The organism is Pseudomonas sp. RIT-PI-S, assembly GCF_025642975.1.
GTDB lineage: Bacteria > Pseudomonadota > Gammaproteobacteria > Pseudomonadales > Pseudomonadaceae > Aquipseudomonas.
Genome location: NZ_JANZKJ010000004.1, coordinates 273,171 through 286,934, shown reverse-complemented (window position 1 = coordinate 286,934; position 13,764 = coordinate 273,171). Strand labels below are relative to the sequence as shown.

Here is a 13,764-nt window from a genome sequence, read left to right as displayed (position 1 = left end):
CGCACCCACAGGAGAAGAACAATGAAACTGCCTCAGACCCTCCGCTACCTCTGCCTGTCCCTGGCCGTTGCCTCAGGCGCGGGCTGGGCCGCCTCCGGCAGCACCGCCGACGACACCGCGCCTGCCACACCGGGCCTGGGTTCGCCGCCATCCGCTGACACCCCCGGCGCTCCAAGCAAGAGTGCCCCGCAAGCCACCGACCCTGCCGGTGCCAATGGTGCCCTGGACATGCAACACGTGGACAAAAAGGCTGCCAGCAAAACGCCTCACAACAAGCATGTGCACAAGCGCCACACCAACACCACCAATGGAAAAAGCACCGGGCAAACGCCGGCGAAACCCTGACCCGTCATGGCCTGGGCCAACCGGGCCACACCGTTAGCGTGAAGCCTTGAGGAGAATTGCGATGAGCCTTTATCGACACGCCATGGCCGGCCTGGGCCTGGCGACCGCCCTGCTGGCCGCCCAGGCAATGGCGGCCGACACCAGCACAAACAAGAAAGACACGGGAGTGCACGTGGAAACCCGCACTGGCGCGGCTGAAACCCCCGCTGACGTGAAGGGCGAAGGCACTGGCATCCTCGGCACAGGGCCGGTCAAGGTGCGCCCGGAGGATCAAAAGGCGGGCAAGGCGGAAAAAATGTACGACAGCCAGTACGAAACCGACAGAACCAAGAAAAAAGGCAACTAAGCTGTGAAGAGGGCCGCCCAGGGCGAGGCGGCCCAGCCTTTCGCTTTCTCGCCCCGTCGGCCCCAGCCCACCGCTTTAACCGTGAGGCAGCACATTAGGGTCGGCAATCGGGTCTACCCAGCCTTCCGGGCGCTTTTCGCCCTCTGAAGGGCCCCTCGGCACCGGCGCTTGCGCAGGCACCGAGGGGCCAGGGTTACCCGGCACCGCAGCGGGTTCACTGGAGGGTTTGACTGGATCTGGCATGGTAGCGCGCTCCGTAACGGTATTTTCACCAGACCCTGCCCTGTGCCAGCCGTTCCTTGCCCCAGCCCAAGCATTCCCCGTTTCGTGGTCTAGCATGAATACCGTATGAAACATAAGGTAAAACAATGCCGCCCATACAACGCTTGCTTGCCCTCGGTATTACGCTACTGGCCGCCGTTGTCGTCCTGCTCGGGGCTTACACACGGCTGACCGGTTCCGGCCTCGGCTGCCCCGACTGGCCGGGCTGCTACGGCCAGTTAAGCGTACCCGTCGGCCTGCCCGAAGCCAGCAAGGCCTGGACCGAGATGATCCACCGCTACGCCGCTGGCAGCCTGGTGTTGCTGGTGACCCTGCAAGCCGGGTTGAGCTGGCGCCGCCACGGTTGGCGCCAGCCCGCCGCCTTGGCGCTGTTGGCGCTGGTCAGCCTGCAGGCCCTGCTCGGCATGTGGACGGTGACCTTCAAGGTGTGGCCGCAAGTGGTGACGCTGCACCTGCTGGGCGGCTTGGGCACCCTGTGCCTTGCCTACCTGCACTGGCGCCGGCTGGCCAGGGGAACACGGCTCGCGCCGGGAACGGCCGGGCCACGCCGGCTGGCACGGCTCGGCCTGCTGGCCTTTGCCCTGCAGGTGGCGCTTGGGGGCTGGACGAGCACCAACCACGCCGGCGCGGTATGCCCGGCCCTCCCCGGTTGCGGCAGCGTGAGTTGGCAAGCGTTGGATTTCTCCGAGGGGCTGCAAGTGGCCCAGCCCGTGGGGCCTAGCTACCTCGCCGGCTCGCTGAGCCTCAATGCCCGCGCGGCCCTGCACATGGCGCACCGCCTGGGCGCGCTCGTGCTGCTGGGGGTGCTGGCGGTGCTGGCCTGGCGTTTGTATCGCCGAGGCCTGCGCCGGCATGCCAGCGTGCTGGCGCTCGGTGGGTTCGGCCAAGCCCTGTTGGGGATGGCCAGCGCGGTATGGGCCACGCCCCTGCCGCTGGCGTTGGCGCACACCGGCGGCGCCGCCCTGTTGGCGCTGGTACTGGTGGAGGTGAATCACCGCTTGACCCTTGCCCCGCGCGCAGCCAGCCGAGGTGCAGCGCTCGCGCGCTGGCAGCCACGGCCCCTGCTGCTGCGCAACGCACCGTGACCGGCCGCGGCCATGGGACAGATCTTCTCGCGCAACGCCGACCTCTGGCTTCGGCTGGCGTTGCTCGGGCTGTTCGGTGGCCTGGCCGTGGTGTTTCTCAGTGCCTCCCTCCTGGCCCGTTCGGACTACGCCACCCTGCGCGGCTGGACCATCGACCAGCCAGTGCCTTTTTCCCACCAGCACCATGTGGGCGGCCTCAAGCTCGATTGCCAGTACTGCCACACCAGCGTGGCCACCAGCGCCCAGGCCAGCCTGCCGCCGACCGAGACCTGCATGACTTGCCATTCGCAGATCTGGACCAACGCCGACCTGCTCGAGCCGCTGCGCCAGAGCCTGGCGCGCAACCAGCCGCTGCACTGGAACCGGGTCGCGCAGCTGCCCGACTACGTGTACTTCCATCACGACGTGCACGTGACCGCCGGGGTCGGCTGCGTGGAGTGCCACGGCCGGGTAGACACCATGCCGCTGATGCGCCGTGCCGAACCCTTCCAGATGCAATGGTGCCTGGACTGCCACCGCGACCCGGCGCCGCGCCTGCGGCCGCGCGAAGCCGTGACCCAGATGGACTGGCAAACCCGCGAAGACCGCCGCGAGCTGGGCCAGCGTTTGCTGCGCGAGTACCACATCGATACCCGCGACCTGACCTCTTGCAGCGTTTGCCACAGGTGAAGCCATGAGCGTGCGCACCTTCGACCCTCAAGCCCCAGGCGATCCGCCGAACGACGCAGGCGGTCATGGCTACTGGCGCAGCCTGGAGGCGCTGGCGCAGCCAGCCGGCCTGGAAGCACTGGAGGCCGAGTTCGCTGAAGTGGCCACCCCCGAAGGCATGGACCGGCGCCGCTTCCTGCAACTGATGGGCGCTTCGCTGGCCCTGGGTGGGCTGGCGGCCTGCGGCCCCGCGCCGGACACCGCCGTGCCTTATGTGTCCCAGCCCGAGAACAGCGTGCCCGGCATTCCCCGCTGGTACGCCACCGCCGTGGCCCTGGGCGGTTACGCCCAACCGGTGCTCGGCCGCACACACGTGGGCCGGCCGACCAAGCTCGAAGGCAACCCGGATCACCCCGCCAGCCTTGGCCGCTGCGACGCCTTCACCCAGGCAGCGATCCTGCGCCTGTACGACCCCGACCGCGCCCCGGCGCCGCGCAACAATGGCCAGGAAAGCAGCTGGCAGGCCTTCCAGCAGCACCAGCAGGGGCTGGTCAAACAACTGGATGCCCACCAGGGCGACGGCTTGCATGTGCTGATCGGCGCCAACAGCTCGGCCACCCTGGCGCGTCAGCTGGAAGCCTTCAAGAAGCGCTGGCCTGGGCTGCGAGCGTATCGCCATGAGCCTTTCGAGGGCCTGCGCTACGAAGCCGCGCGCATCGCATTTGGCCGCCCGCTGGAGACCCGCCCACGGCTGGACGCCGCCGAATGGATCGTAGCCCTGGATGACGACCTGCTCGGCCCCGGCCCCTGGCAGACCGCCAACGGCCTGGGCTGGGGGCAACGCCGGCAGGCAGCGGCCGCGGGCAACGGCGAGGCGCGGCTGGTCGTGCTCGAACCCGGCAGCAGCCTCACTGGGGCCAATGCCAGCGAGCGCCGGCGTGTCGCGCCGGGGCAACAGCGCGCCTACGTGCAGGCGCTGGCCGCCGCCCTTGGCGAAGCCACCGAGGCGCCAACGCTGGCTGAAGCCGACCAACGCTGGGTGCAACAGTTGGCCGATGGCCTGAAGGCGCGCCCAGGCCGCTGCCTGATCACCGCCGGGGCCTATGCGCCGGTGGACGTACAAGCCGCGGTGCACCGCCTCAATGCCCGCCTGGGCAATGTGGGCCACACCTTGACCTACAGCGAGCCGGTGCCGCTGCTGAGCCTCGCCGGCGCGCCACTGGAAGGCTTGCCCGCGCTGGTGCAGGCCATGGACGCAGGCAACGTGCAGGCCCTGCTGGTGCTGGACAGCAACCCGGCCTTCGATGCCCCCGGCGAGCTGGACTTCGCCACCCGCATGGCCAAGGTGCCACTGCGCCTGTGCGCCAGCCTGTATTACGACGAGACCGCCGCGCTCTGCCATTGGCACCTGCCGCTCAGCGACGCCCTGGACAACTGGAGCGACGCCCGCGCCGTGGACGGCAGCGTCTGCCTGCAGCAACCGCTGGTCGCGCCCTTCTACAGCAGCAAGGCGCTGGCGGACATCCTCCCGCTGTTCGCTGGCGAACTGAGCGCCGATGCCTACACCGAGGTACGCAAGACCTTCTCCGGCCTGAGCGAGGCGGCCTGGCGCAAGGCGCTGGAGCTCGGCTACGTGGAAGGCAGCGCCCTGCCGGCGGTGCAGGCCGACGCAGCGCCGGTGCGGCTGGCCGAAGCGCCACCCGTTGCAGGCCTGCAGCTGGTCGTGCGGCCGGACCCCACCCTCTGGGACGGCCGCTTCGCCAACCTTGGCTGGTTGCAGGAACTGCCCAAGCCCATCAGCCAGCTCACTTGGACCAACGTGGTTGCCATCGCCCCTGCATTGGCTGAGCGCCTGGGCCTGGGCAGCGGCGACCGAGTGCGGGTGGAGGCCGACGGCCAGGCGCTGGTCGGGCCGTTGTGGGTCATGCCCGGCCAGCAGGAAGACACCCTGATGGTGTACGGCGGCCACGGCCGCCACCGCGCCGGCAAGGTGGCCGACGGCGTGGGCTTTTCCATCACCCCGCTGCAAACCGCGCTGTTACCTTTCCAGCGCGACGGCGTGCAGGTGACGGCTACCGGCGAGCGGCAGCGGCTGGCCAGCACGCAGATGCACCATGACCTGGGCCAGAGCGAGCTGATCCGCCAGTTCAGCCGTGCGCAAGCGGCGGGCCCAGCGCCCACCCCCGCGCCCGACCAGCCCTCGCTGTACCCGCCGATCCCTGCCCGCGACACCTCCTGGGGCATGCTGATCGACCTGGACCAATGCATCGGTTGCAACGCCTGCGTGGTTGCCTGCCAGGCGGAGAACAACATCCCGGTGGTAGGCGAGGAACAGGTGCTCAAGGGCCGGCAGATGCACTGGCTGCGGGTGGACCACTACTACAAGGGGCCGCCCAAGGCACCGACCTCGCACTTCTTGCCAGTGCCCTGCATGCACTGCGAGCAAGCCCCCTGCGAGGCCGGCTGCCCGGTCAACGCCACGGTGCATGGCACCGGCGGGCTGAACGAGATGGTCTACAACCGCTGCATCGGCACCCGCACCTGTTCCTCGTTCTGCCCATACAAGGTGCGCCGCTTCAACTGGCTGGACTGGACCGCCGACGACGCCGCCTCGGTCAAGGCGCAACGTAACCCCAACGTCACCGTGCGCGCCCGCGGCGTGATGGAAAAATGCACGTACTGCGTGCAGCGCATCAGCGAGGCGCGGATCACCGCGCGCAAGGAAGGCCGCGCCATCGCCGACGGCGAAGTGGTCACCGCCTGCCAGCAGACCTGCCCCACCCAGGCGATCACCTTCGGCAACCTCGCCGACAGCGCCAGCCGGGTCAGCCAGGGCCGGGCCTCGGTCCGTCATTATGGGTTGCTCGAAGAACTCAACACCCGGCCCAAAACCACCTACCTGGGCGAGCTGATGGATGGCCCGCTGAACCCGGAGGACAGCTGATGGCCAACACGCCGCATTTCCTGCCGCTGGACCTTCCCGCCAGCGCGGTGACCGCCCAGGTGATGGACATTCCCCTGCACTTCGCCCAGCGCCGCCGCTGGTGGATGCTGCTGGGCGCCTGCTCGGCGCTGCTGGGCGTGTACCTGGTGGCGGTGATCGTGCTGTTCAGCCGGGGCGTGGGCGTGTGGGGCAGCAACACCCCGGTGAACTGGGCCTTCGACATCCTCAACTACATCTGGTGGCTGGGCATCGGCCACGCCGGCACCTTTATCTCCGCGCTGCTGCTGTTGCTGGAGCGGCCGTGGCGCAATTCCCTCAACCGCCTGGCCGAGCTGATGACGCTGATGGCGGTGTGTTGCGCCGGGCTGTACCCGATCATGCACCTGGGCAGGCCGCAGTACTTCTATTGGATCGCGCCCTACCCCAGCACCCTGGGCTTGTGGCCGCAATTCAAGAGCCCCACCGCCTGGGACTTCTTCGCCGTGCTCAGCTACCTGCTGGTGTCGGTGCTGTTCCTTTACATCGGCGCCATCCCAGACTTCGCCGCCGCCCGCGACCGCGCTCAGCGCCGTGGCCAGCAGCTGTTCTACGGCGTGCTGGCGCTGGGCTGGCGCAATGCGGCCAGCCACTGGGCGTATTGGCACCAAGCCTACCGGTTGATCGCGATCCTGGCGGTGCCGCTGGTGTTCTCGGTAAGCAGCGGCTACTCCTTCCTGCTCGACCTGGGGCTTGCCGCCGGCTGGCACTCCACAGTGTTCCCGCCGTACTTCGTGGCCGGCGCGGTGTTCTCCGGGTTCGCCCTGGTCGCCCTGTTGGCCTGCGGCGTGCGCCGCCTGTTGCTGCTGGACAACCTGATCACCGCGCGCCACCTGGACATGCTCGGGCGGCTGATCCTGGTCACCGGCTGGCTCACCGCCTATGGCTACCTGGCAGACATCTTCATGGCGTTCTATTCCGGCGAGCCTCAAGAGCGGGTGGTCACCCTGGCGCGGATGACCGGCCCTACCGCCTGGAGCTTCTGGCTGGCGATCGTGTGCAACGTGGTGCTGCTGCAAGCGCTGTGGTGGCCGTGGGTGCGGCGCCACGCCGGCTGGCTGAGCGCGGTGGCGCTGGCCGTGCTGATCGGCATGTGGTGCGAGCGCTTCATGCTGCTAGTGACCCCGCAAACCCGGGACTTCATGCCCTCCGCCTGGAGCGACGCCTACAGCCCGACCTTCTGGGAAGTGGCGTTGTTCATCGGCACCTTCGGCATCTTTGGGGTGCCCTTCTGCCTGTTCCTGCGCTTCGTGCCGATGGTGTCGGCGTTCGAGGTCAAGCAGGCGCTGCATCGCAGCCGGGAGGGCCGATGAAAGCCGCACCCGCGCCCTATGGGCTGCTCGCTGAATTCTCCCAGGCCGATGCCTTGATCGCCGCCTGCGAAAATGCCCGGGCCGCAGGCTTTCGCCGCATGGAGGCTTTCAGCCCCTTCCCCCTGGAGGAACTCGACGCGCCGCTGGGCCTTACCGACCGCCGCGTGCAAGCCTTCGGCATCGCTGGCGGGGTGCTCGGCGCCCTCTGCGGCTTTGGCCTGCAGGTGTATGCCAACCTCGACTACCCGCTGAACATCGGCGCGCGCCCGCTGCTGGCCCTGCCAGCGTTCATGATCGTGACCTTCCTGCTAGCGGTGCTGTTCGCATGCCTGGCCACGGTGCTGGGGCTGTTCATCCTTTGTCGCCTGCCGCGGCTGCACCATCCGCTGTTCGATGCCAGCAGCTTTGCCGGTGCCTCCGATGACCGCTTCTTGCTGTGCCTATTGGCCGAAGACCCGCACTTCGAGCTCAACGCCACCCGCGAGTGGCTCGCCGAACGGGCGGACTCAGTGACCGAGGTGTGGCAATGACTACCGGAGCGCGGGCGCTGTTGATAGCGGCAATGGTCGTGGCCCTGGTGGCCTGCGACAACCTGGAGCGCCAGCGCAAGGCCCGTGACCAGGCCGCCAGCGACTTCTTCCCCAACGGCCAGGTGCAGCAGGCCCCGCCCCCCGGCACCGTGCCACGTGGCGCAGCTGCCCGCGAAGCCGAATTGCGGCAGCGGCCGGCGCTCACCGCCGAACTGCTGCAGCGGGGCCAGGACCGCTACCAGGTATATTGCACCCCCTGCCACGGGCTTGCGGGCGACGGCCACGGCACCGTGGTCGCGCGCGGTTTTCCGGCGCCGCCAGACTTCACCGAGCCCCGGCTGCGGGCCGCCCCGGAGGGCTATTTCGTCAACGTGATCAGCAACGGCTACGGGCAGATGTACAGCTACGCGGCGCGGGTGGCGCCGGTCGACCGCTGGGCCATCGCCGCGTATATCCGCGCGTTGCAGCTCAGCCGCCATGCGCCGGTGGGCCAATTGCCCGCCGAGGACCGCCAAGCCCTGGAGCACGCGCCATGAACCGCACGCCCTTGCTTGCCTTGGCGGCGATGGTGCTGACGCTGTTGATCGGCGCCTTGCTCGATGGCCGCGCGGTGATGGCCGCGGGTTTGAGCGCAGCGGTCACCTGCGTGACCCTGGCCCTGGGTTGCCTGTTCTGGGGCTTTTTGCTGCCGCTGGTGCGAGGCCAGTGGCGGGCGGCGCTGGGCCCCAGCCTGGCGGTGGGGCTGGCTAGCCTGCCGTGGGCCCTGCTGGGCCTGCTGATACTGTTGCCAGCGGCCTGGCTGCTCTACCCCTGGAGCGAACACCCCACCGAGGGCTTCAGAGGCTTCTGGCTGCAACCGATCACCTTTGTGTTCCGCGCGCTGATCTATGCCGGCCTGTGGCTGTGGTTGAGCAGCTGGCTGCGCGTGGGCATGGGCCAGGTGCGCGCGGGCATTGGCGTGATCGAGCTGGTGCTGAGCCTGTCCGCCGCTGGCATCGACTGGTTGATGAGCCTGGACGCGCACCTGGCCTCGACCCTCTTCGGCCTGTTCTATGTGCTGCGTGCCTTGCTGATGGGGCTGGCCTTCGCGGGGCTCACCGGCGGGCCGCACAGCCAGCGCATCGTTCGCGGCCTGCTGCTGGGGGCGTGCATCTTCTGGCTGTACTTGCAGTTCATGCAGTACCTGATCGTGTGGGCCGGCAACCTGCCGCGCGAGATTCACTGGTACCTGGAGCGTTCGACGCACGGTTGGGGAGCGGTGGCTGGGGTGCTGGCGCTGACCCAGGCGGTGCTGCCGCTGATGCTCCTGGCCCTGCCCTGGGGCAAGCGGCCAAGGGTGCTGCACTGGGCCTGCGGGCTAACGCTATTGAGTGGCTTCGTTGAAAGCAGCTGGCTCGGCCTGCCCTCGCTTGGGCTGGCCCCCTCGCTGTGGCTTCCACTGGCCTGGCTGGCCTGGGCCGGGGCCATTGCTTCGCTCACCCTCTGGAGGCGCCGCCATGAACGATAAGCAGCCGCCCGCCGCGCCTGGCGTGGAGCCGGATGCAATCTCGGTGCGGGGCATTCTCTACACCGGCGCCGGCCTGTTGGTGATGCTGCTGGCCAGTGGCAGCGTGATCGCCCTACTGATGCACTACTACCCGATCATCTACCAGCGCCGGCAGCCACCGCTGACGCAGGTAGAACAGCAGCGTGAGCCGCCGCCGCGCCCCCACCTGGAAGTGAACAGCCCGGCCGAAGGCGAACAGGCGCTCAGCGCCGGCCGCGCCAAGTTGCAAGGCTATGGCTGGGTACCTGGCGAGCAAGGCGTGGCGCATATTCCCATCGAGCGGGCCATGCAGCTGCTGGGCGAGCGTGGCTGGCCGGCGCAGAACGTGGGCGGTGCGCCATGAGCCGGGCGCGTTATCTTTCTGCCTGCGGGCTGGCATTGGCCCTGCTGCTTCCCATCGCGGCGGGCGCGGTAGACGGCAAGAACCTCTCGCCCTTTGCCGGCGCCGGAATCGACGACCGCCTGGGCGCGGCCCTGCCGCTGGACGCACCCTTCACCGACCAGCACGGCGACGCCGCGACCCTGCGCCAGTACAGCGGCACGCTGCCAATGATCGTGGTGCCGGTGTATTTCACCTGCCCCAACGTGTGCTCGGCGCAGTTGGCCACACTGTTCATGCTGCTGGCCGCGCTCAACTATCAGCCCGGGCGGGACTACCAGCTGGTTGCCTTCAGCTTCAAGCCTGAGGAAACCCCGACCGACGCCGCCGCCCAACTGGCGGCCCTGGCGCGGCGCTGGCCGGAACTGGCGCACAACCCGGCGGTGCACTTTCTGGTGGGGCCGCAGGGGTCCAGCGCGGGCCTGGCCAAAGCCATGGGCTTTCGCTACCGCTTCGACCCGCAGGTGGGTGAGTACGCGCACACCTCGGCCATCGCCACCGTGACGGCCAACGGTACCTTGGCGCGCTGGCTGTATGGGCTCGGTTACCAGGCCAGCGACCTGCGCCTGGCCGTCACCGAAGCGGGCCAGGGCAAGGTGGGCAGCCTGGGGGATCGCTTGCTGTTGCTGTGCTTCCACTACGACCCCCGCACCGGCGGCTACGACAACCTGGTGATCCGTATGCTGCAGGCCGGCGGCGTGCTCACCTGCCTGCTGCTGGGCGGCGGCATCGCCCTGGCGGTGGTGCGTGAACGCAGGAGGGTCGCCTAAGTGAACGGGTTCTTCGCGCAGCTATGGCCGATGGCAGGCTCAGCCTACGCCAGCCGGGTGGACTGGATGGTGATGACCTTCACCGGCGTGATGCTGCTGTTCGTGCTGCCGGTGGTGATCTGCCTGGTGGTGTTCAGCGTGCGCTACCGGGACGGCACCAAGGTGCTGCGCAACAGCACCGCCATCGGCAATCACAAGCTGGAAATCGCCTGGATCGTGGTGCCCTTCATCGCCGCCATGGTGCTGTTCTGGCTCTCCGCCCGGCTGTTTTTCGAGGCCCGCACGCCGCCGGTGGATGCGCTGGAGATCCAGCTCACGGGCAAGCAGTGGATGTGGAAATTCCAGCACGCCAGCGGCCAGCGCGAGCTCAACGCGTTGCACGTGCCCGCTGGCAGGCCGATCAAGCTGAACATGATTTCCGAAGACGTGATCCACAGTTTCTACATTCCGGTGATGCGGGTGAAACAGGACGTGCTCCCGGGGCGTTATTCGCAGATGTGGTTCCAGGCCGACCAGCCCGGCACCTACCAGGTGTTCTGCGCCGAGTTCTGCGGCACCGACCACTCCGCCATGCTGGCCAAGTTGGTGGTGCAGACCCCAGCGGACTACACCCGCTGGCTGGGCGTGGCAGACGCGCCAGGCAGCCTGGCCGAGCAAGGCGAAGCCCTTTACCAGCAAATGGGTTGCAGCGGTTGCCATGGCGCCTCGGCAGTGGTGCACGCGCCCAAGCTCGAAGGGTTGTATGGGCGGCCGGTGCCGTTGGCCGATGGCAGCACGGCCACGGCGGACGCCAGCTACCTGCGGGATTCGATCCTGCTGCCGCAAAAACAGGTGGCCGCCGGCTACGCGCCGATCATGCCCACCTACAGCAACGTGCTGGACGAGGACGCCGTGGTGCGCCTGGTCGCTTTCATTCAATCCCTTGGTAACGCGGAGCCGCCCCGATGAACGCCCAGCCCCCCCTGCCCAGCGCGCCGGCCCCAAGCTACCTGGAGGCGGGCCACAGCCTGCGCTCGTGGCTGCTGACCACCGACCACAAGCGCATCGGCGTGCTCTACATGATCGCCGTGACCTTCTTTTTCTTTATCGGTGGCATGGCGGCGGCGCTGATCCGGGTGGAGCTGCTCACCCCCGACGGCGACGTACTGTCCTCGGACGGCTACAACCGCGCCTTTACCCTGCACGGGGTGATCATGGTGTGGTTCTTCCTGATCCCGTCCATCCCCTCGGTGCTGGGCAACTTCCTGGTGCCGCTGATGATCGGCGCCAAAGACATGGCCCTGCCACGGATGAACCTGGCCAGTTGGTACCTGCTGATGGGCGGCGGGTTGTTCACCCTGTTCGCGCTGCTGGCCGGGGGCGTGGACACCGGCTGGACCTTCTACACCCCGCTGTCGACCATGTTCAGCAACGGCCATGTGGTGGCGGTGATCGTGGGCGTGTTCATCACCGGTTTTTCCTCGATCTTCACCGGCATCAATATCGTGGTCACAGTGCACACCATGCGCGCACCGGGCATGACCTGGTTTCGCTTGCCGCTGTTCATCTGGGCGCTTTACGCCACCTCGGTGATCCTGATCCTGGCTACGCCGGTGCTGGCGATCACCCTGGTGCTGATTGCCGCCGAGCACCTGTTCAAGATCGGCATCTTCGACCCAGCCCTGGGCGGGGATCCGTTGCTGTTCCAGCACCTGTTCTGGTTCTACAGCCACCCGGCGGTATACATCATGCTGCTGCCAGGCATGGGCGTGATCAACGAGCTGATCACCGCGGCCGCGCACAAGCGGGTGTTCGGCTACGGTTTTATCGCGTTCTCCAGCATCGCCATCGCCATCCTCGGCTTCATGGTCTGGGGGCACCATATGTTCGTAGCAGGGCAGTCCATGTACGCCAGCCTGCTGTTTTCGCTGCTGAGTTTTCTGATCGCCATTCCCTCGGCGATCAAGGTCTACAACTGGACCGCCACCCTCTACAAAAGCCGCCTGGTGATCACCGCGCACTTCCTCTATGGCTGCACCTTTATCGCCCTGTTCCTGCTGGGCGGCTGCGCCGGGCTGTTCGTGGCGCTGCTGGCCGCGGACCTGCACGTGCACGATACCTACTTCGTGGTGGCGCACTTCCACTACATCATGGTGGGCGCGGCGGTGTCGGCGTTCTTTGGCGGGCTGCATTTCTGGTGGCCGAAGATCACCGGGCGCATGTACCCGCAAACCCTCGGCAAGCTGGCGGCGATCCTGATCTTCCTGGGCTTCAACCTGACCTTTTTGCCGCAGTTCGTGCTTGGCTACGAGGGCATGCCGCGCCGCTACCACCACTACCTGCCGGAATTCCAGGTGCTCAACGTGCTGTCCACGGCCGGCGCCGCGGTGCTGGCCGTGGCCTACCTGATGCCCTTCTGTTACCTGTTGTGGTCCTGGTTCCGTGGCCCGATTGCCCCGCCCAACCCATGGGGCGCCGCCGGGCTCGAGTGGAAAGTGGCCTCGCCGCCGCCAGAGCATAACTTCGAGCAGATCCCGATCGTGGACTTCGAAGCCTACGACTACCCCCCGGAGGCGACCCATGGCCGGGATTGAACGCGCGATCACTGATCAATTCGTCAGCTACGCGCAGCAGCGCGAGGCGGTACACCAAGGCATGTGGCTGTTCCTCGCCACCGAAACCATGATGTTCGGCGTGCTGCTGTTCGCTGCCACCTACTTTCGCATGGCCCACCCCGGAGCGGTCGCCGAGGCGGTGGGGCATTTCCATTACCTGCTGGCCGGGGTCAACAGCGCCCTGCTGCTGACCAGCAGCCTGGTGGTGACCCTGGCCCTGAACGCGGGCCGCGTGGGCAACCACCGTGGCGTGCAGCGCTGGCTGCTGCTGGCCAGCGCCTTGGCCGGAGCGTTCCTAGTGCTCAAGGGGTTCGAATACCACAGCGAGTTCGAGGAAAAGCTGCTGCCCGGCCAGGCGGATAACCCGCTGAGCGCACCGCCGGCGAAGATGTTCGTGGGGCTGTACCTGGTGATCACCGGCGTGCATGCGGTGCATGTGACCGTCGCGATCCTGTTCGCCCTGGCCATCCATTGGCGCCTGCAGGTGGGCCGGCTGCACATGCCCGAACGCTTTCTGGTGCTGGAAACCTTCGCGCTGTATTGGCACGTGGTGGACATCATCTGGATCTTCGTTTACCCCACGCTGTACTTGATCGGAAGGCCCCTATGAACACCGAAGCCAGCATGCCTGTGCCTCGTTTGCTGTTGGCCTATGGCGCCGGCCTGGTGCTGCTGGTGGCAACCATCGCCATCAGCGTCTCGCCCCTGCCCTGGCGGCCGCTGTGGATGTTCAGCTGCGCTACCCTCGAAGCCGCGCTGGTGCTGGGCTGCTTTATCGAGCTGCAACGCAGCAGCCCGCTGGTCAAGCTGTTCGCCCTCGGCACGCTGTTCTGGTTCGTGATCCTGTTCGGGATGACGTTGATGGATTTGTACCAGCGGATGGAGGGATGAGGTTTTGACGGTTGGTTCGCGGGCTTCGACCCGCTCCTACCGTGCCTGGACTCCC

The 13,764-nt window shown here is 67.5% G+C and carries 15 protein-coding genes; all 15 read left to right on the top strand.

The window, feature by feature from the left end:
* Nucleotides 1–21: 21 nt before the first annotated feature.
* The 15 genes from OGL93_RS09180 to OGL93_RS09110 all read left to right on the top strand — a co-directional run bounded on the left by OGL93_RS09180 (nucleotide 22) and on the right by OGL93_RS09110 (nucleotide 13,709).
* Entirely contained in the window at nucleotides 22–345 is a 324-nt protein-coding gene (locus OGL93_RS09180; protein WP_263262308.1) for a hypothetical protein, read from the top strand.
* A gap of 61 nt (nucleotides 346–406) precedes the next feature.
* Nucleotides 407–691 (top strand): hypothetical protein, encoded by a 285-nt coding sequence (locus tag OGL93_RS09175; protein WP_263262307.1) that lies wholly within the window; start codon nucleotides 407–409, stop codon nucleotides 689–691.
* A gap of 368 nt (nucleotides 692–1,059) precedes the next feature.
* On the top strand, nucleotides 1,060–2,058 hold the full coding sequence (locus tag OGL93_RS09170) for a COX15/CtaA family protein (protein WP_263262306.1): 999 nt from the start codon (nucleotides 1,060–1,062) through the stop codon (nucleotides 2,056–2,058).
* A 12-nt stretch (nucleotides 2,059–2,070) separates the two neighbouring features.
* Nucleotides 2,071–2,727, top strand: a complete 657-nt coding sequence (locus tag OGL93_RS09165) for a cytochrome c3 family protein (protein ID WP_263262305.1) — start codon at nucleotides 2,071–2,073, stop codon at nucleotides 2,725–2,727.
* A 4-nt stretch (nucleotides 2,728–2,731) separates the two neighbouring features.
* Nucleotides 2,732–5,650, top strand: a complete 2,919-nt coding sequence (locus OGL93_RS09160) for a TAT-variant-translocated molybdopterin oxidoreductase (RefSeq protein ID WP_263262304.1) — start codon at nucleotides 2,732–2,734, stop codon at nucleotides 5,648–5,650.
* The gene (gene nrfD / locus OGL93_RS09155; protein WP_263262303.1) at nucleotides 5,650–6,999 is read left to right on the top strand and encodes an NrfD/PsrC family molybdoenzyme membrane anchor subunit; all 1,350 of its coding nucleotides are present in this window, start codon (nucleotides 5,650–5,652) and stop codon (nucleotides 6,997–6,999) included. Before OGL93_RS09160 ends, nrfD begins: the two co-directional genes overlap by 1 nt.
* Nucleotides 6,996–7,529: a DUF3341 domain-containing protein gene (locus tag OGL93_RS09150; RefSeq protein WP_263262302.1), complete on the top strand. Its 534-nt coding sequence runs from the start codon at nucleotides 6,996–6,998 to the stop codon at nucleotides 7,527–7,529. The genes nrfD and OGL93_RS09150 overlap by 4 nt, the downstream gene beginning before the upstream one ends.
* Nucleotides 7,526–8,065: a cytochrome c gene (locus tag OGL93_RS09145; RefSeq protein ID WP_263262301.1), complete on the top strand. Its 540-nt coding sequence runs from the start codon at nucleotides 7,526–7,528 to the stop codon at nucleotides 8,063–8,065. Before OGL93_RS09150 ends, OGL93_RS09145 begins: the two co-directional genes overlap by 4 nt.
* Nucleotides 8,062–9,036 (top strand): hypothetical protein, encoded by a 975-nt coding sequence (locus OGL93_RS09140; RefSeq protein ID WP_263262300.1) that lies wholly within the window; start codon nucleotides 8,062–8,064, stop codon nucleotides 9,034–9,036. The genes OGL93_RS09145 and OGL93_RS09140 overlap by 4 nt, the downstream gene beginning before the upstream one ends.
* Nucleotides 9,026–9,418 carry a hypothetical protein gene (locus tag OGL93_RS09135; RefSeq protein ID WP_263262299.1) on the top strand — a complete coding sequence of 131 codons (393 nt, stop codon included), beginning with the start codon at nucleotides 9,026–9,028 and terminating at the stop codon, nucleotides 9,416–9,418. Before OGL93_RS09140 ends, OGL93_RS09135 begins: the two co-directional genes overlap by 11 nt.
* Nucleotides 9,415–10,224 carry an SCO family protein gene (locus OGL93_RS09130; protein WP_263262298.1) on the top strand — a complete coding sequence of 270 codons (810 nt, stop codon included), beginning with the start codon at nucleotides 9,415–9,417 and terminating at the stop codon, nucleotides 10,222–10,224. The genes OGL93_RS09135 and OGL93_RS09130 overlap by 4 nt, the downstream gene beginning before the upstream one ends.
* Nucleotides 10,225–11,172, top strand: a complete 948-nt coding sequence (gene coxB / locus OGL93_RS09125; protein ID WP_263262297.1) for a cytochrome c oxidase subunit II — start codon at nucleotides 10,225–10,227, stop codon at nucleotides 11,170–11,172.
* The gene (locus tag OGL93_RS09120; protein ID WP_263262296.1) at nucleotides 11,169–12,797 is read left to right on the top strand and encodes a cbb3-type cytochrome c oxidase subunit I; all 1,629 of its coding nucleotides are present in this window, start codon (nucleotides 11,169–11,171) and stop codon (nucleotides 12,795–12,797) included. Before coxB ends, OGL93_RS09120 begins: the two co-directional genes overlap by 4 nt.
* Nucleotides 12,784–13,428, top strand: a complete 645-nt coding sequence (locus tag OGL93_RS09115; RefSeq protein ID WP_263262295.1) for a cytochrome c oxidase subunit 3 — start codon at nucleotides 12,784–12,786, stop codon at nucleotides 13,426–13,428. Before OGL93_RS09120 ends, OGL93_RS09115 begins: the two co-directional genes overlap by 14 nt.
* Complete coding sequence (locus OGL93_RS09110) at nucleotides 13,425–13,709, top strand: hypothetical protein (protein ID WP_263262294.1); 285 nt, start codon at nucleotides 13,425–13,427, stop codon at nucleotides 13,707–13,709. The genes OGL93_RS09115 and OGL93_RS09110 overlap by 4 nt, the downstream gene beginning before the upstream one ends.
* The last annotated feature ends 55 nt before the right edge of the window (nucleotides 13,710–13,764 follow it).